Source organism: Actibacterium sp. 188UL27-1, assembly GCF_016901225.1.
Taxonomy (GTDB): domain Bacteria; phylum Pseudomonadota; class Alphaproteobacteria; order Rhodobacterales; family Rhodobacteraceae; genus 188UL27-1.
The window spans coordinates 332,172-347,761 of record NZ_JAFEUL010000002.1; the positions used below are offsets into that span (position 1 = coordinate 332,172).

At 60.8% G+C, this 15,590-nt stretch carries 18 protein-coding genes; 11 read left to right on the plus strand and 7 right to left on the minus strand.

The window, feature by feature from the left end; all coding sequences use genetic code 11:
* Window positions 1–94 precede the first annotated feature (94 nt).
* The 4 genes from IU397_RS04710 (at window position 95) to IU397_RS04725 (ending at window position 3,721) form a co-directional block, all read left to right on the plus strand.
* Window positions 95–907 carry a TIGR00282 family metallophosphoesterase gene (locus IU397_RS04710; protein WP_204411241.1) on the plus strand — a complete coding sequence of 271 codons (813 nt, stop codon included), beginning with the start codon at window positions 95–97 and terminating at the stop codon, window positions 905–907.
* A gap of 73 nt (window positions 908–980) precedes the next feature.
* Entirely contained in the window at window positions 981–1,637 is a 657-nt protein-coding gene (locus tag IU397_RS04715; RefSeq protein WP_204411243.1) for a DMT family transporter, read from the plus strand.
* Between the two features lie 2 nt (window positions 1,638–1,639).
* Window positions 1,640–1,897: a hypothetical protein gene (locus tag IU397_RS04720; protein WP_204411245.1), complete on the plus strand. Its 258-nt coding sequence runs from the start codon at window positions 1,640–1,642 to the stop codon at window positions 1,895–1,897.
* Window positions 1,898–1,933: 36 nt separating this feature from the next.
* On the plus strand, window positions 1,934–3,721 hold the full coding sequence (locus tag IU397_RS04725; protein WP_204411247.1) for an SLC13 family permease: 1,788 nt from the start codon (window positions 1,934–1,936) through the stop codon (window positions 3,719–3,721).
* A 112-nt stretch (window positions 3,722–3,833) separates the two neighbouring features.
* On the opposite strand, the gene IU397_RS04730 is transcribed toward IU397_RS04725, so the two are convergent.
* Window positions 3,834–5,612 (minus strand): SLC13 family permease, encoded by a 1,779-nt coding sequence (locus tag IU397_RS04730; RefSeq protein WP_204411248.1) that lies wholly within the window; start codon window positions 5,610–5,612, stop codon window positions 3,834–3,836.
* A 66-nt stretch (window positions 5,613–5,678) separates the two neighbouring features.
* The gene (locus tag IU397_RS04735; protein ID WP_204411250.1) at window positions 5,679–6,347 is read right to left on the minus strand and encodes a VPLPA-CTERM sorting domain-containing protein; all 669 of its coding nucleotides are present in this window, start codon (window positions 6,345–6,347) and stop codon (window positions 5,679–5,681) included.
* 297 nt (window positions 6,348–6,644) lie between these two features.
* Between IU397_RS04735 and IU397_RS04740 the strand changes: the two genes are divergently transcribed.
* The 4 genes from IU397_RS04740 (at window position 6,645) to IU397_RS04755 (ending at window position 9,638) form a co-directional block, all read left to right on the plus strand.
* Complete coding sequence (locus IU397_RS04740) at window positions 6,645–7,391, plus strand: YebC/PmpR family DNA-binding transcriptional regulator (RefSeq protein WP_204411252.1); 747 nt, start codon at window positions 6,645–6,647, stop codon at window positions 7,389–7,391.
* Between the two features lie 718 nt (window positions 7,392–8,109).
* A complete protein-coding gene (locus tag IU397_RS04745) occupies window positions 8,110–8,490 on the plus strand; it encodes a hypothetical protein (RefSeq protein WP_204411254.1) in 381 nt (126 codons plus the stop codon).
* 64 nt (window positions 8,491–8,554) lie between these two features.
* Entirely contained in the window at window positions 8,555–8,779 is a 225-nt protein-coding gene (locus tag IU397_RS04750) for a hypothetical protein (RefSeq protein WP_204411256.1), read from the plus strand.
* A gap of 106 nt (window positions 8,780–8,885) precedes the next feature.
* Window positions 8,886–9,638, plus strand: coding sequence for a hypothetical protein (locus tag IU397_RS04755; RefSeq protein ID WP_204411258.1), 753 nt, complete (start codon window positions 8,886–8,888; stop codon window positions 9,636–9,638).
* A 33-nt stretch (window positions 9,639–9,671) separates the two neighbouring features.
* On the opposite strand, the gene IU397_RS04760 is transcribed toward IU397_RS04755, so the two are convergent.
* The gene (locus IU397_RS04760; RefSeq protein ID WP_204411259.1) at window positions 9,672–10,394 is read right to left on the minus strand and encodes a VPLPA-CTERM sorting domain-containing protein; all 723 of its coding nucleotides are present in this window, start codon (window positions 10,392–10,394) and stop codon (window positions 9,672–9,674) included.
* A 158-nt stretch (window positions 10,395–10,552) separates the two neighbouring features.
* On the opposite strand from IU397_RS04760, the gene IU397_RS04765 reads away from it, so the two are divergent.
* Window positions 10,553–11,170: a LysE/ArgO family amino acid transporter gene (locus IU397_RS04765; RefSeq protein WP_204411262.1), complete on the plus strand. Its 618-nt coding sequence runs from the start codon at window positions 10,553–10,555 to the stop codon at window positions 11,168–11,170.
* 42 nt (window positions 11,171–11,212) lie between these two features.
* On the plus strand, window positions 11,213–12,118 hold the full coding sequence (locus IU397_RS04770) for a DMT family transporter (RefSeq protein ID WP_239479592.1): 906 nt from the start codon (window positions 11,213–11,215) through the stop codon (window positions 12,116–12,118).
* A 66-nt stretch (window positions 12,119–12,184) separates the two neighbouring features.
* Here IU397_RS04770 and IU397_RS04775 read toward each other — a convergent pair whose 3' ends face one another.
* From IU397_RS04775 to IU397_RS04785, 3 genes are all read right to left on the minus strand, one after another.
* Window positions 12,185–12,850: an SDR family NAD(P)-dependent oxidoreductase gene (locus tag IU397_RS04775; RefSeq protein ID WP_204411264.1), complete on the minus strand. Its 666-nt coding sequence runs from the start codon at window positions 12,848–12,850 to the stop codon at window positions 12,185–12,187.
* Window positions 12,850–13,263, minus strand: coding sequence for a DUF1178 family protein (locus IU397_RS04780; protein WP_204411266.1), 414 nt, complete (start codon window positions 13,261–13,263; stop codon window positions 12,850–12,852). Before IU397_RS04780 ends, IU397_RS04775 begins: the two co-directional genes overlap by 1 nt.
* A gap of 74 nt (window positions 13,264–13,337) precedes the next feature.
* Window positions 13,338–13,829: an NUDIX hydrolase gene (locus IU397_RS04785; RefSeq protein ID WP_204411268.1), complete on the minus strand. Its 492-nt coding sequence runs from the start codon at window positions 13,827–13,829 to the stop codon at window positions 13,338–13,340.
* A 168-nt stretch (window positions 13,830–13,997) separates the two neighbouring features.
* Here IU397_RS04785 and IU397_RS04790 point away from each other — a divergent pair, with 168 nt between their 5' ends.
* Window positions 13,998–15,125 (plus strand): acetoin utilization protein AcuC, encoded by a 1,128-nt coding sequence (locus IU397_RS04790; protein WP_239479593.1) that lies wholly within the window; start codon window positions 13,998–14,000, stop codon window positions 15,123–15,125.
* Window positions 15,126–15,192: 67 nt separating this feature from the next.
* Here the strand turns inward: IU397_RS04790 and IU397_RS04795 are convergent, their stop codons facing one another.
* Window positions 15,193–15,507, minus strand: a complete 315-nt coding sequence (locus IU397_RS04795) for a hypothetical protein (protein WP_204411269.1) — start codon at window positions 15,505–15,507, stop codon at window positions 15,193–15,195.
* Between the last annotated feature and the right edge of the window lie 83 nt (window positions 15,508–15,590).

Below are 15,590 nucleotides of genomic sequence, written 5' to 3' on the forward strand. Positions count from 1 at the left end.
GCACCTGATCGGGCGGGGGACGGATGGATACGCGACGAAATAACTCCCGCCGCTCCCTTGCTCCGCGCGCGGGGGCGTCCTAGGGCTGTTGGCCATGAAACTTCTCTTTCTTGGTGATGTCATGGGCCGGGCCGGGCGGTCTGCCCTGGCTGAGCATTTGCCACGGCTCAAGGCCGATTGGGGCCTTGATTTCGTTGTGATCAATGGGGAGAACGCAACCAGCGGGGCGGGGCTGTCGGGCGCCCATGCCAAGGCGCTGCTGGAGGCCGGGGCCGATTGCATCACCCTGGGTGACCACGCGTTTGACCAAAAGGACATGTTGCAATTCATCGAGACCGAGCCGCGCATCCTGCGGCCGCTGAACTTTGCCAAAGGCGCGCCGGGCCGTGGGGCGCGGGTGTTCGAGGTGCCTGGCGGCGCGCGGATCCTGGTGGCGCAGGTGCTGGGCCAGGTCTTTATGAAGCGGCCCTTTGATGACCCGTTTTCCGCCATAGAGGCGGTGATGCGGACGACGACGCTGGGTGGGTCGGTTCAAGCCGCATTGGTTGACATGCATTGCGAGGCGACGTCGGAGAAGATGGGGATGGGGCATTTCTGCGATGGCAAGGTCAGCGTGGTGGTGGGCACACATACCCATGTGCCTACGGGTGATGCGCAGATCCTGCCCGGGGGCACGGCGTTCCAGACCGATGCGGGGATGTGCGGCGACTATAATTCGGTCATCGGAATGGACCCGGCCGAGCCTCTGCGTCGCTTTGTCACTGGCATGGCCAAGGGGCGGTTCAGCCCGGCAGCGGGGCCCGCCACCCTGTCAGGCCTTTACGTGGAGACCGATCCCCAGACCGGCAAGGCCATTCGGGTCGAGATGGTGCGGCAGGGGGGGCGGTTGCAGGCCGCGGGGTTGTGATTGGTCCTTCGCCGAGGGAAAAATACCGTTCGATGCCGCGGGTTTATTGATGACGCCCGGGCGGTTTGGGTTGATGGCTGTGCTATTGGTCCTGGGACTTGCCTGGGGATTGACCATGCCCCTGGCCAAGATCGCGGTCGAGGCGGGTTACGGGCATTTCGGCATCATGGTCTGGCAGGCGGTAATCGGTGCAGCCTTGCTGGGCGCGATTTTGGTCATGCGGGGCGTGGGCCTGCCCCTGGGATGGCCCGATATCCGGGTCTATGTCGTGATCTCGTTGATCGGCGCGATCCTCCCCAACCTGTCCTATTTCGAGGCGGCGCGGCATTTGCCGGCGGGCGTGATGTCTGTGCTGGTGCCGATGTTTGCCTTTGCCATTGCGCTGGCCTTGCGGTTGGAGCGGTTCGCCGCCTTGCGGTTGGTCGGGCTGGGTGCGGGTCTGACAGGTATCTTATTGTTGATCTGGCCCGATGCCGCCGCGACCGGGCCAGCGGCGGCTCATGACATCTGGCACACAGCATATTGGGTGACGATCGCCACCTTGGCCTCGGTCCGTTACGGAATTGAAGGCAATTATGTGGCCAAGTTCGGCACGGCGGGTCTGGATCTGGTGCAGGCTCTGTGTGGCACCTTTATCATCAGTGCTTGTCTGACTGTGCCGCTTGCCGTGGCGACAGGCAGTTGGGTGTCACCGCTGTCCCCTGGGGCGTGGCGGAGGGTGCAATCCTGATCATGGCCTGCGTCAGCGTCATCGCCTATGCGGGCTATATCTGGCCGGTCGGACGGGCGGGATCGGTCTTTGCCGTGCAGGTCAGCTACTTTGTCACGATCTTTGGGATCGGCTGGTCGATGCTTCTGCTGGGGGAGCGGTTTGCCTCGGGCTTTTGGTTGGCGCTGGTCCTGATGTTGGGCGGGTTGTTCCTGGTGCAACCCCGCCGCGTGGCCAATGCGCTTGTCCCGCCTGGCCGCACGCGCCATGATGCGGGCTGATCTGGCGCCTGACCGGTGCCGTGGACGGGAAACGTGATGGACCCCTTTGCCCTGAGCCCACCCGCCGACGCGATCCTGGCCATGTGCGTCGTGTTGGCCATGTTCGTGATGTTCCTGCGCGAGGTCTTTCCGACCGAGGTTGTCGCCATTGGTGGGGTGGCCGTCCTGCTGATCTCGGGCGTGTTGCCCTATGACGCGGCCTTGGGCGTATTGTCGAATCCCGCGCCCTGGACGATTGCTGCGATGTTCATCGTGATGGGGGCGTTGGTCCGCACGGGCGCGTTGGACTGGTTCACCCAAAGCGCGGAGCGGCAGGTGGCCACGCGGCCCGGTGTTGCCGTTGGGGCATTGATGGCGTTTGTCGTTGTCGCCTCTGCCTTTGTGTCGAACACGCCGGTTGTGGTGGTGATGATCCCGGTCTTTGTGCAGTTGAGCCGGTCGCTGGAGTGTCCGGCCTCAAAACTGCTGATCCCGCTGAGTTACGCGGCGATCCTTGGCGGCACGCTGACCTTGATCGGGACATCGACCAACCTGTTGGTCGATGGTGTGGCGCGCGAAGGTGGGCTGCGACCGTTCACCATTTTCGAGGTCACGCCACTGGCCATCGTCTTGGTCGCCTGGGGCATGGTCTATCTGCGCTATATTGCGCCGCATCTGCTGCCCGCGCGCGACAGCTTGGCGACGCTGCTGTCGGACAAATCCCGCATGAAGTTTTTCACCGAGGTGGCGGTGCCCGAAGGCAGCGAACTGGCCGGTCAGGATGTGCTGGAGGTCGATCTTTTCAAGCGGGACGGCGTGCGGTTGATCGACGTGCTGCGCGGCGATGCCTCCCTCCGGCGTGACCTCCGGGCCGTGACCTTGCAGGAAGGCGACCGCGTGGTGCTGCGGACCGAGATTGCCGAACTGCTGAGCCTGCAGGAAAACAAGCAGGTGCGCATGGTCGAAAAGCTCAGCTCGGTCGCGACCGAGACGGTGGAGGTCCTGATTTCCCCTGGGGCGCGTATGGTTGGGCGCAGCCTTGGTGAGCTACGGCTCAGGCGGCGGTATGGCGTATACCCGTTGGCCGTGCACCGGCGGAACCAGAATATCGGGCGACAGCTGGATGATCTGGTCGTGCGGGTCGGTGATACGCTGCTGCTGGAAGGCGCGCCCGAGGATATTCAGCGACTGGCGGCGGATATGGGGCTGGTCGATATCGCCAAACCATCGGCCCGCGCCTATCGGCGCCGCAAGGCCCCTTTGGCCCTGGCGGCACTGGCCGGGATCGTGGGTTTGGCCGCGCTGGGCGTCGCCCCGATCTTTTTGCTGGCGATCCTGGCCGTGGCGCTGGTGCTGCTCACCCGCTGCATCGACGCGGAAGAAGCGTTCGGCTTTATCGATGGTCGCCTGCTGGCGTTGATCTTTTCGATGCTTGCCATCGGGGCGGCGCTGGATGCCTCGGGCGCGGTGGCGATCATCGTGCAGGCCGTGGCGCCCGGATTGGGGATGCTGCCGCCTTTCCTGGCGATCTGGGCCGTCTACCTGCTGACTAGCGTGCTGACAGAGCTTGTGTCCAACAACGCCGTGGCCGTCGTGGTTACCCCCATCGCCATCGGGCTGGCCACCGCTTTGGGGTATGATCCGCGCCCGTTCGTGGTGGCGGTGATGGTTGCAGCTTCGGCCAGTTTTGCCACGCCCATCGGGTATCAAACAAATATGCTGGTTTATGGGCCGGGCGGGTATCGATTTACCGACTTTTTGAAAGTCGGCGTGCCATTGAATATTTCCGTCGGTTTACTAGCCGCCGTTCTTATTCCATTCATTTGGCCCCTTGAATTACCTTAACTGGGGTATTGGCAGTTTTAACCATTTGTTAATTATTTGATTGCCACATTTTTATCGCGGAGATGGGGTAAAAGCAGGTTGTCTAGCCTATGGATAGAATTGGGTCATCGGGTCAAAGCGGCCAGACAACCAGAATGGCCGGGATCGAGACCGCGACGACCAGCAATTCCAAGGGCAGGCCCATCCGCCAGTAATCCCCGAATTTGTAGCCACCGGGGCCCAGGATCAGGGTGTTGTTCTTGTGCCCGATGGGGGTGAGAAAGGCGGCAGAGGCGGCGATGGCAACCGCCATCAGGAACGGGTCGGGATTGACGTTCAGGCTGTTGGCCATCTGCAACCCCACGGGGGCTGCCACGATGGTGGTGGCCGTGTTGTTCAGTACGTCCGACAGGGTCATTGTTACCACCATCAGTACCGTCAGGATGGCCCAGGCCGGTAGACCGTCCGTAAGGCTGACCAGACCCCCGGCAATCAACTCTGTCCCGCCAGAGCTTTCTAAGGCGGCGCCCAGCGGGATCATCGAGCCCAGCAGCACCACAACGGGCCATTCGATATGGTCATAGATCTCGGCAATGGGCAGGATCCGCCCCAGCACATAGGCCACAACCACCAGCCCCAGCGCGATGGGCAGGTAGAGCAACCCCAGGGCCGACGCCAGGACCGCCGCGCCGAACAGTCCGATGGCCAGCCAGGTCTTGCTGTCATTGGTCACGCTGAGCCCCCGATCGGCCAGGGGCAGGCAGCCCAGCCAATCTGTGACCTCTGTCACCTGGTCAGCGGGTGCGAGGAGCAGCAGAATGTCCCCGGGTTGGATCACGGCCTTGCGCACCTGCTTGCGGATCTGACGACCCTGCCGGGCGATACCCATCAACACAGTGCGCCGCCGCCATGACAGGCCAATGGATTGCGCCGTCTTGCCCGCGATGCGGCTGGTATCCCGCACCACAACCTCGATCAGGGCCAGACCTTCGGTATTTTCCGACAGCAATTCCTGGCGCTGTTCATCGGCAAATTGCAGGCTGGCGGCGCTGCGAAATTCGTCCAGCGCGTCTGGTGGGGCCTCAAGCACCACAACATCATCGACCTGCAGCGCCGTGGCGCGTTGCGGGCCGGGCAGGCGGGTGTCGCCCCGGATCAGGCCCAGTAAGGCGACATCGCTTTTCTCTGCCAGTTCATCCAGTTGTGCCATGGTCTGACCGATCTGCTTGCTGTCAGCGGGGACGGCCAGTTCAGCGATGTAATTGTTCTGTACCGTCGATTTGGCCTGTCCCGCCGCATCGCCAGGGGCGGGGATCAACCGCCATCCGATCAAGGCGACAAAGGCGAGCCCAGCCAGGGCCGTTACCCCGCCCACGGGTGCAAAGTCGAACATGGTGAAGGGGGTGCCCAATGCCTCTTCCCGGAAGGTCGCGATGATGATGTTGGGGGGTGTCCCGATCAGTGTGGCCATGCCGCCGAGGATGGTCGCAAAGGACAGGGGCATCAGACTGAGGCCGGGGTTGCGCCCCGCCTTGGCCGCGGTTTGGATGTCCACGGGCATCAACAGGGCAAGGGCGGCCACGTTGTTCATAAAGGCCGACAGAACGCCACCGATGCCCCCCATGAGCGCAATATGCAGGCCAAGCGTTCGGGAACTGTCAACAAGTGTTCGGGTGATCAGGAACACAGCACCGGATCGCACCAATCCGGCTGAGACGATCAAGACCAGTGCGACGACCAAGGTGGCCGGATGTCCAAAACCGGCAAAGGCGTCGCTTGCTGGAACCAATCCCAGCACAACCGCCGACAAAAGCGCCGAAAACGCCACCAGATCGTATCGAAACCGGCCCCAAATCAACAAACCGAAGACGATACCGAATAACAAAAAAAGAAGGGCCTGATCTTGTGTCATGGCCCTTCTTAATCTGTGTGTCAGTCCAGGTCACGCCATGGGCGCGCTCAAACCTGTTTTACGTGGTCAGACGCTGGTCTTGCGACGACGCTCCAACATGCCCAGACCGATCAAAGCCGCGCCCAAGAGGGGCAGGCCAGCCGGCAGCGGGATAGGAGAAATACCGCTATTGCCATCTTCGACAATGGTCGACACGGCAAAGGTGTAGGTACCGATTGTCGCGCCCGGTGCTGTCACAGCGCTGAACGAAAAGCTGACAGTCGCGTCGTCGTAGAAGCCGCTTGAATCGCTCACATCAAGCAGACCGTTGACCGAAACCAGGTCAAACCCGCCCTGGGGCAGAGCTGTGACCTCGGCCGCTACGGTTTCACCCAAGGCGAATTCCAGTGTGCCGGTCTCGCTACCGCCCAGACCGGTACGGTCATAGGCAATCGTGAAGGTTTGACCGGCATTGCTGTCACCACCGGCAATCAGTAGGTCGATCATACCGTCGCCGCTTGGGTCGACCCCAACAGTTCCCGGCTGAAGCGCCGCAAACTCTTGTGTACCGCCGGCCAGGATCGGCGCGCCGACCAAGGACAGCTGGCTACCGGCCTGAACCGGTGGCTGGATCATCATCAAACCGGCAAGCGAAAAACTTGCACTCGTACCATCATCTGCGAACATTGTTGCTGCGCGCGACGCCCCGGTAGATATCGTGAGGGCCGCCGTCACAGCGAGCAAAAGACGTAGCATCGTTGTAACTCCTAAGTAGGTGTGAGGCTGGTTTAGCCGTCTTGCGGAGGGGAAACTGCTCAAAACGTGAGAGTGTCCCGGGTTCGAAACGGTCGGGTAAGATGCCACCCCAAATATGGCGAAAACTTGCCGAACTGGTCCTGCAAAGCGGCGGAATTGGGCAGATTGGCCCCCATTGTCCAGTCGGTGGACGTGATCAAACGCTGCTGTGGAAACGATTCGAAATCTGCTGGCCGACTTGCAGGGCGGGCCGGGGTTGGCGTATAACCCGCCGGTATTTCAATGGCAGGAGGTCCCATGGCAGGCCATTCCAAATGGGCAAACATCCAGCACCGCAAGGGACGGCAGGATGCGGCCCGCTCGAAACTGTTTTCCAAGCTGGCCAAGGAGATCACCGTGGCTGCCAAGATGGGCGACCCTGACCCTGACAAGAACCCGCGTCTGCGCCTGGCGGTGAAGGAAGCCAAAAGCCAGTCTGTGCCCAAAGACGTGATCGACCGGGCCATTAAAAAGTCCATGGGCGGCGAAGGCGACGATTACGAAGAGATCCGGTATGAAGGGTACGGCCCCGGCGGCGTGGCCGTGATCGTGGAGGCGATGACGGATAATCGCAACCGCACGGCCAGCACCGTGCGGTCGACTTTTGGCAAACATGGCGGGAACTTAGGCGAAACCGGTTCGGTCAGTTTCATGTTCGAGCGTAAGGGCGAGATCATCTACAAGCCCGATGCCGGTGACGAGGATACGGTCATGATGGCCGCGATTGAGGCCGGAGCAGAGGATGTGGAGCATTCTGATGAAGGCCACACGATCTATTGCGCCGATACCGATCTGAACGAGGTCTCGAACGCGCTGGAAGCCGAACTGGGAGAGAGCGAAACGGCCAAGCTGATCTGGAAACCCCAGACCACGACAGAGCTGGATCTGGACGGTGTCACGAAGCTGATGAAGCTGATCGACGTGCTGGAAGACGATGATGACGTGCAGCGTGTGACGGCCAATTTCGAGGTCTCGGACGAGGTGATGGAGCAGCTTTCAGCCTGACCCAAAACCCGGCGCATGGGCGATACACAACCCATGCACATCCTATGCACACACCATGCATACGATCCGAACGGTACCTTAAGGCGCCGTTTTCCTTTGTGAACACCCGCACCACGTGATTTTCTATCTGGGAGGTATTCTTACGATTGGGTTAACAGACCCCTTTGGTCGTTAACGAATTGACTTGCGTGAGGACGTTGCATGCTGGGATGGCTTGGGATCGGTGACCAATTGTCGAGCGTTGGGTCCTTCGCTCTGAGCTTTTATGACCGGATCCGGGGGCGGTAGAAGAAACCGCAAATCACACCCGAGCCGGTCGAGCTGCCACCCCATGAATACAAGACACGGCTGCCGAACTTTCTACCTCAGCCAAGGAGCAATGTGGTGGGGCGTGGCATCATGGTGCGCAACCTCCATGGCAACGTTTGGAATGGGGTGAGGCGGCGATTGTAGGCCGCCCAGGCCGGGTGTTGACGGGCCAGGGCGGCGTCGGAAAGACCACCCTGGCGCTGTACTATGCCCCACCGCTGCGGGAACTGTTACCACGCTATCTTGTGGGCAAATGCGGAGACGCAAGGGGAGTTGGTCGATGCGCTGCATACCCCCACTCCGAGTTTGACGAAGATGTCCCGGCAGAGCGTTAGGTGGTTTGCCGTTAGCTCTGGTTGTGGCCGGGGCGATTGCGAAGGGGAGTGGGGAGAGTTGGGCGGAGATCGCTGTGGATATTCAACGAGTTGTGACGCGAAAGCCAAGGGATGGCAGCTACCCTGACACGGTCTTTGGCGCGGTGCAGTTGAGTTATGAAAAGCTCTCAGACGACGCCAAACTGGTGGCCGACCTATTCGCCTGGTGGGCTCCCGAGGCACTAACTGCCGACCTTATCATTGGCCCGCCAAATGGCGACCGTTGGTGCGAAAACATCCCTGAAATTCCTGAGCCTTATCAAATTCTTGCGGCGTCAAAATCCAGAGTCTTGGTTGCAATCAAGGAATTAGAAGACCGATCGCTGTTACGTTCCAGTGGACGTCGGGGCGTTGAGATGCATCAGACCACTGCCGTTGACCGATGGCGACTTTCGAATTGGTTTCAGCCTGAGTAATACGGCTGGGGCAGCTTTGCACTTAGGGGAGACAAGGTCGGCTGCACGATTGTTCGAGGAGAGCTTGGCGATCAGGCGAGCCGTCTATGTCGAAACTGGCCTGCACCCGGTGATATTGGCCACTGTCAAGGGACTGTTGATGGCGCTGCTGGTTTTGGGGCGGCGGGATGCGGGGAAGCGGGCGGAGGCGGAGCGGTTTTGTCGGGAGTTTGGCCTCGATTTGGCGGAGCGTGAGTTGATGGCGGCGCAGTATCCTGACCCCGTGGATGAGCCGGACACGGGGGTTTGATGGGATGTGTGGGGCGGGACCGGCTTGCGGTATTGGTGTTTCGGCCGGTCAGGTTACTTGGGAGTTATGTTGGGCTGTGCGCCCGGATCGAATGCGAGGACGCCCCATGAGATACGGATTTGTTTTGGCCTTGGTGCTGGGTACCGGAGCCGCGATGGCGCAAGAGGTGAGCGTGCCGGACGGCATGCAGATGCGGCAGCTGTCAACCCATATGGGGGAGATGTATGCCGAGATCTCTGACGAGAGTGCCTCGGCCGGGGGATTTCTGGAGACGGTGCGGTTTGAGCCGTGGCAGATGATCGACGAGATGTTCACCCGCTCGGACGTGGTTTACCTGATGCGGCACGGGCCCACGGATTGGTCGAAGCTGGATGACAAAGGTGTGGCCTCGACCGATTGCGACAACCAGCGGGTGATGGGCCCCGAGGGGGCGGCGGCGATGGAAAACCTGGGCCTGCTTTTGGGCAGCAACGGGGTGTGGCCGGGCCAGATCGTCGTCAGCGAATGGTGCCGGAACCAGCAGACGGTGGAGAACCTGAAGGCGGGCTTTGCCCGGGCGGATAATGCGCGCACGGCGGCGCTGCCGGTTGAGACGGATGCGGATCTGAACCTGCTATTGTCCCTGCAGGGGGCGCCTGATGTGGTGGGCATGCGAGAGCGGATCACGAACTGGGATGGCGGCGACGGATCTGGGCCGCTGCTGATGATCAGCCATTTCACCAATATCGAGGAGCTGACGAATTTCACAGTGTTCGAGGGCGAAATTCTGGTATTGGACCCAAAGCGCGACAACAGGGTTTTGGGATATGTGCGATTGACCAGCGCTGAACCGGATGTGGGGCATTTCTCACCCCAGTGACGCGGTGCGACCATGGCCGCACCGCCCCATCATTTAGGATCGGCGTTTGCGGCGCAAGGCGACGAGGCCCAGACCACCAGCCAGCATAAGCGGCAGGGAGGCGGGCAGGGGCACTACGGCGGGCGACGTGATCGAGAACTCTGCGGTCAAGCTGCCGCGATTGTCGAAGAAGTTCTGCGGGATACCGACAAAGTTTGCCCCGTCCAGAAAGCCGAAGACCAGGGTGTCGGCGCCATCGGGAACAAAGAAGTCTTGCGTCGTACCATCGTTGTTCACACCGTCCCCGATGAAGAAGGTCTGGTTCACACCTGGCGTGAAGCTGGCATCCTGGTTGGTGATCACGCCGGTCGTGTAGTTCAGGCGCGACGGTTGTTCACCGTTAACCGGGGGCGCGCTGCTGTTGAGGAAAACCCCAGCCAGGAAGCCGCGGCGGAAATTCCGCATGCCTGCTATACCACCGTCACTGACAATATTGATGGCACCGCCATTGCCATCGGCACCAAAAAAGCCGGACGTGCCACTTGTTGACGTCTGACCGGTGACCGATGCGAAGGTCAGAATAAGACCAGCGCCCGGAGTGAAGGAAAATACCGCTCCGTTTTCGACAGTTGGTGCAATACCCAACCCGGTGCCGGAACTGCCAGCGCCATCGCCTGCGAGAAAAATATTTGTCTGTGCATCAACCGTCACCGTTGCGGCGCCAGCATGGCCTGCACACAAGGCTATCGCCGCGGTCAAAACCAACTTTTTAAGCATTTCGTTACCCCTTAATTATTCTATTGTCGGCGAATTAACGCCGCCGCCGAAAATGAGTCAAGTTAGTGGCCAAAATGAATCAATTAGACGATGGTTTCGGCGTTCAATTTAATGCATTCATGAATATCGTTTCGTAACCGGAAACCTGGAAACAACCTATGGTATTTGCCAATCCGGCCGTTGCAGCCCTACATGGTTTTGGGCTTGGATTTAGCCTGATTCTTGCTATCGGAGCGCAGAACGCCTTTGTCTTGCGGCAGGGTTTGCGGCGGAGCCATGTTCTGGCGGTGGCGCTGACCTGTGCGGTATCGGATGCGCTGCTGATCGCCGTGGGCGTGGCGGGATTTGCGAGCATCGTTTCGGCGGTGCCGGGCCTTGTGCCGGTACTGACCTATGGCGGGGCTGCCTTTCTCATCGCCTATGGTGCGTTGGCGTTAAGATCGGCGTGGCGCGGCGGCGGTGTTTTGACGGCGGCTGAAGATGGGGCTGAACGGTTGGGCCCGGTCCTGGCGACTTGCCTGGCTCTGACCTGGCTGAACCCCCATGTCTATCTGGACACGGTGGTCTTGGTGGGCAGCATTTCCAGCAAATATGAGGGTGCGCGATTGGCCTTTGCCTTTGGGGCCATGTCCGCCTCGTTCGTTTTCTTTTTCAGCCTGGCCTATGGGGCAAGATTGCTGCGGCCTGCTTTTGCACGCCCGTCGGCCTGGCGCGTGCTGGATGTGGTGGTGGCGCTGATCATGTGGGCCATCGCCGCAAAGCTTTTGATTGGCTGAGCGCGGCTTGCAGCCCGACGCTGCATGGGGTTCTGTGGCGCCATGGATCTTCCCAAATCGAACCGTCCGGTCGTGGCCGTCGGCTGGATGCTGGTCACAGGGCTGAATTTCGTGGCCGTTACGGCCATTGTGAAATCGCTTGGCGACCGGGTCCCGGCGGCGGAGGCCGCTTTCCTGCGCTATGCCTTGGGATTGGTCTTTTTGATACCGATGCTGCGGCCCATGTGGCGTGCGCAGATCGGGCGAACGGGTTGGGCCCTGTTTGGGTTGCGCGGTGCCGCCCACACGCTGGGCGTGATGCTGTGGTTTTTTTCAATGACGCAGATCACGATCGCTGAGGTCACGGCGCTAAACTACATGGCGCCGGTCTATGTCACGGTGGGGGCAGCTCTGTTTTTGGGAGAGCGGTTGGCCGTCCGCCGGATCGCCGCGATTGCGGTGGCATTGGGCGGGGCGCTGTTGATCTTGCGACCCGGGTTCCGGGAATTGGATCCCGGCCATATCGCCATGATCGTCGCGGCTGTTGCGATGGGCGGGTCATATCTGATTGCCAAGCGGATGTCGGGCCTCGTCTCTCCTGCCGTGGTGGTGGGCTATCTTTCGGTTACGGTCACGATCGGGTTGGCCCCCTTTGCCTGGGCGGTCTGGGTGCCAGTCACATGGGGTGATCTGGGGTTGCTGTTCCTGGTCGCGGCCTTTGCGACGGCGGGGCACTACACCATGACGCTGGCCTTTCAAGCGGCCCCGGTCGCGGTCAGCCAACCGGTCACGTTTCTGCAGCTGGTGTGGGCGACCCTGCTGGGCATGCTGTTTTTCAATGAACCCCCCGATGCCTGGGTCGTATCCGGTGGGGTGCTGATCCTGGGGGCGGTCAGCTTCATCACTTGGCGGGAGGCGAGGGTGAAGCGGCGGCAGGTCACGCCGACGGATCTGGCCACCAAAGTATGAACGCGGCGTCTGGGTGGCAGGTTTGGATCCCTAACCGGTAGCTGATGACCCGGGTCTTGCCCGCTATCAATAGTCGTGGGGTCGGCCATCCCAGGTTTCAAAGCATCCCGTTGTGCCCAGCGACAAGGCATCAAAGCGGTTCACCAGACCATCCGCTGCCTCATCCGTTGATATCGCCGCGCTGTCGCCGCCCATATCGGTGCGGACCCAGCCGGGGTGATAGATCCCCACGGCGATATCCAGCCCCTTGAGGTCGGTGGCCAGGTTCCGGCCAAGATTGAGGGCCGCGGCCTTGGAGGCGCGGTAGATATAACTGCCCCCCGGCGCACGCGTGGAGGACGCCATTTGAGACGAGATGATTGCGATCTTGGCCGTTCCTGCAACCTGCAGATTGGGCAGCAGGTTTTGGACGGTCAGAAAGACACCGGTCACGTTGCTGGCAAAGGATTGCTCCCACTGATCAACGGGGTAGCCATCGGCCAGGTTTTCGCCCTTATCCAGATAGATGCCGGCATTGCAGATCAGCAATTCAATCGGATGGCCGTCCAGTTTGTGGCATAAGGCGGCCTGGCTTTGGGGCTGTGCCACGTCAAGCTGGTGCCAGCTCAGCGTCTCGGGCGTGTCATCCGGCGGCGCGGTGCGATAGGTGCCAATGACCAGGCCGCGTTGGGCATAGCGGGTTGCTAAGGCATGGCCGATGCCGCGATTGGCGCCGGTAATCAGGACGGTCATCAGTTGGTCTTTCGTTCGGGGATGAAGGGCAGGGGGGCTATGGGCACGCCTTCCTTGACAAGTTTCATGGCCTCAGCCGGTTTGGCCTCCCCATAGATCGCGCGTTCTGGCGCGTCCCCGTCATGGATCGCGCGCGCCTCTGTCGCAAAGGAGGTGCCGACATATTCGCTGTTTTCTTCAACCTTGCGGCGCAGATCCTGCAAGGCGCGTTCTGCATCCGTGTCGGGTTTGGCCAGATCGGTGACTTTGGCGGCCCGAACCTGGGGGGCCATGATGGCCTTGGTGACATCGGTATCTCCACAGATGGTGCAGGAAAGGTGACCCGCCGCGCGTAGCTTGTCAAAGGCATTGGCGGAGGCGAACCAGCTGTCAAATGCGTGGTCGGCGGAACATTTAAGGCGGTACTTAATCATCGCTGGGACACTAAGCGTGCCGCCCGGAAAATCAATGGCCCTGCTGTCACGACACTGCGTTCGGTGATGCGGGATCAGCGCAGGAAACGCGGGTCGAAATGATCTATGATCTCCCGCAGTTCCGGGCTGTCGACCTTGCGCGCCGCCTTGCGCTGGGAGAACCATTTGCGGCGGCGCTGGCCGCTTTCGGGGTAGGTATCTGACATCGTTTTGACCCGCAGCGGATAGACCGCGACAATGCAAGGCAGGGTGTCGCTGGGGCCCAGTTCCTTGACATAGCCATATATGCCCAGGCACAGGCCGTGGCTTTTTCCTTTGACGCCGCCTTCTTCCCATGCCTCCTGCGATGCCGCTTGTGCCGGGGTCAACCCGTCCGCGGGCCAACCCTTGGGAATGATCCATCTTTTGCGGGTGCGGCTGGTCACAAGCAGGATCTGCGGTTTGCCTTGAACCAGGCGGTAGCAGATCGCGCCAAACTGGGTGCGGATGTCCCGCTTTCCGCCCTTTGTCACGGTGATTGGTGTTTGTGCGACCCGGTAAAGGTTCACCGCGCTTTTCCCCAACATGTTGCACACCTCCCGAAGGGTGCGATTGACCATTCAAAGTGGGCTATATAGGCCCAATACACTTGTAAATCACAAGTATGACGGGATTACGGACGGTTGTCCCGTTGAAACCCTGAGTCGTCCGCTATTTTCTGTAAAATGTGGTTTGAGTGACCGGAGGCGAGGTATTTGACGCAGAAACAACCGCTTTTTCTGGGTCATGAGATTTATCGCGGGTCGAGTTACGGTGATTGGCATCCGTTGCGGGTGCCGCGAGTTTCGACCGTCATGGATCTGTCTCGGGCGTTGGGGTGGTTGCCCGCCACGCAGTACCGGGTCAGCCCGCGGGCGAAACCGGCGGCGCTACGGGTCTGGCATCACCCGGACTATCTGGAAGCGCTCCAGAGGGCCGAGGTCCAAGGCGTCGTCACCCGGGCCGAGCGGGAGCGGTTCAATATCGGTACGCCGTCAAACCCGGTTTACCCCGAGGTGTACCGTCGGCCTGCAACCTCTGCCGGTGGGTCGCTGCTGGCGGGAGAGTTGCTGGCAGAAGGGGGCGTTGTCTATCACCCGGCAGGCGGGACCCATCACGGGATGCCAGGGCGGGCCAACGGGTTTTGCTATCTGAACGATCCCGTGTTGGCGATCCTCAGCTTGCGGCGGCAAGGCGTGCGGCGCGTGGCCTATGTCGACATCGACGCGCACCATGCCGATGGGGTGGAACATGCCTTTGCCGAGGATGAAGACGTTTTGATGATCTCGATCCACGAGGTTGGGCGGTGGCCCCGGACGGGCCCGTTAGGTGTGACAGGGCGAGGAACGACCGTGAACCTGCCGGTGCCGCGCGGGTTGAACGATACCGAGATGGCATTGATCCGGGACGCGTTGATCGTCCCGCTGGTCGAAGGGTTCGCGCCCGAGGCCGTGGTGCTGCAATGCGGCGCCGATGCGGTGGAGGAGGACCCTTTGTCACGCCTCGCCCTGTCAAACAACGCGCACTGGGCCATTGTCGCAGCGCTGAAATACATTGCACCCCGCTACTTGGTGTTGGGCGGTGGCGGCTACAACCCGTGGTCCGTTGGCCGCCTTTGGACCGGCGTTTGGGCCACGCTCAACGGTTTTGAGTTGCCGGACCGGCTGCCTGGTGAAGCCGAGCATGTGCTGCGCGCTTTGACCTGGGCCGATCACCGCCGGGGCCGTATCCCGCCGAAAAACTGGTTCACGACGTTGCGGGACACCCCGAGGGAGGGAGAGATGCGCAAGGATGTGGCCGGCGACATTGCCAGCTTGATCCGATCTGCCAAGATGACAGCATAGGTGGAAGACGCGTTCTCAGAGATCTTGTTCATGATGATCATGACCTGATCCTGCAAAACCAGGCTGGTTATTGCAGAGCGGCCGGCTCCACCACGGTAAAGGCGATGTTGAGACGCGTATTCTCGGTAATCTGCTCGATGCCATCGCGATCAGACGTTAGCTCGACCGGAAATGCGTCGATGTGAACCTGCAAGTTGCCATAGCTTGTCGCCGATTCCGGTGTAAGCGCACGGCGAGGCCGCATCGTAACCGGCAACTGAGCTTGCGTATCAAAAGCCAGCCAGATCTCTGCATCATGGTCTGCATGAAGGTCGGTTAGATCTTCTTTTATATCAAAATCGTAGGCTCCGACCTGACCGGTTGCCTGGATCCATCCTCCCATCACATCGAGTTTGAGGCCCGTGGCGCAGATCGAAATCTGTCCGGAAAGAGTCAAGGGGCCAAAGGTTGGCCGTCCCGCACCGC

Excerpts from the sequence above, each read along its gene's own strand:
- IU397_RS04710 (WP_204411241.1), top strand. The coding sequence starts at position 95 with ATGAAACTTCTCTTTCTTGGTGATGTCATGGGCCGGGCCGGGCGGTCT.
- IU397_RS04715 (WP_204411243.1), top strand. The coding sequence starts at position 981 with ATGGCTGTGCTATTGGTCCTGGGACTTGCCTGGGGATTGACCATGCCC.
- IU397_RS04720 (WP_204411245.1), top strand. The coding sequence starts at position 1,640 with ATGGCCTGCGTCAGCGTCATCGCCTATGCGGGCTATATCTGGCCGGTC.
- IU397_RS04725 (WP_204411247.1), top strand. The coding sequence starts at position 1,934 with ATGGACCCCTTTGCCCTGAGCCCACCCGCCGACGCGATCCTGGCCATG.
- IU397_RS04730 (WP_204411248.1), bottom strand. The coding sequence starts at position 5,612 with ATGACACAAGATCAGGCCCTTCTTTTTTTGTTATTCGGTATCGTCTTC.
- IU397_RS04735 (WP_204411250.1), bottom strand. The coding sequence starts at position 6,347 with ATGCTACGTCTTTTGCTCGCTGTGACGGCGGCCCTCACGATATCTACC.
- IU397_RS04740 (WP_204411252.1), top strand. The coding sequence starts at position 6,645 with ATGGCAGGCCATTCCAAATGGGCAAACATCCAGCACCGCAAGGGACGG.
- IU397_RS04755 (WP_204411258.1), top strand. The coding sequence starts at position 8,886 with ATGAGATACGGATTTGTTTTGGCCTTGGTGCTGGGTACCGGAGCCGCG.
- IU397_RS04760 (WP_204411259.1), bottom strand. The coding sequence starts at position 10,394 with ATGCTTAAAAAGTTGGTTTTGACCGCGGCGATAGCCTTGTGTGCAGGC.
- IU397_RS04765 (WP_204411262.1), top strand. The coding sequence starts at position 10,553 with ATGGTATTTGCCAATCCGGCCGTTGCAGCCCTACATGGTTTTGGGCTT.
- IU397_RS04770 (WP_239479592.1), top strand. The coding sequence starts at position 11,213 with ATGGATCTTCCCAAATCGAACCGTCCGGTCGTGGCCGTCGGCTGGATG.
- IU397_RS04775 (WP_204411264.1), bottom strand. The coding sequence starts at position 12,850 with ATGACCGTCCTGATTACCGGCGCCAATCGCGGCATCGGCCATGCCTTA.
- IU397_RS04780 (WP_204411266.1), bottom strand. The coding sequence starts at position 13,263 with ATGATTAAGTACCGCCTTAAATGTTCCGCCGACCACGCATTTGACAGC.
- IU397_RS04785 (WP_204411268.1), bottom strand. The coding sequence starts at position 13,829 with ATGTTGGGGAAAAGCGCGGTGAACCTTTACCGGGTCGCACAAACACCA.
- IU397_RS04795 (WP_204411269.1), bottom strand. The coding sequence starts at position 15,507 with ATGGGAGGATGGATCCAGGCAACCGGTCAGGTCGGAGCCTACGATTTT.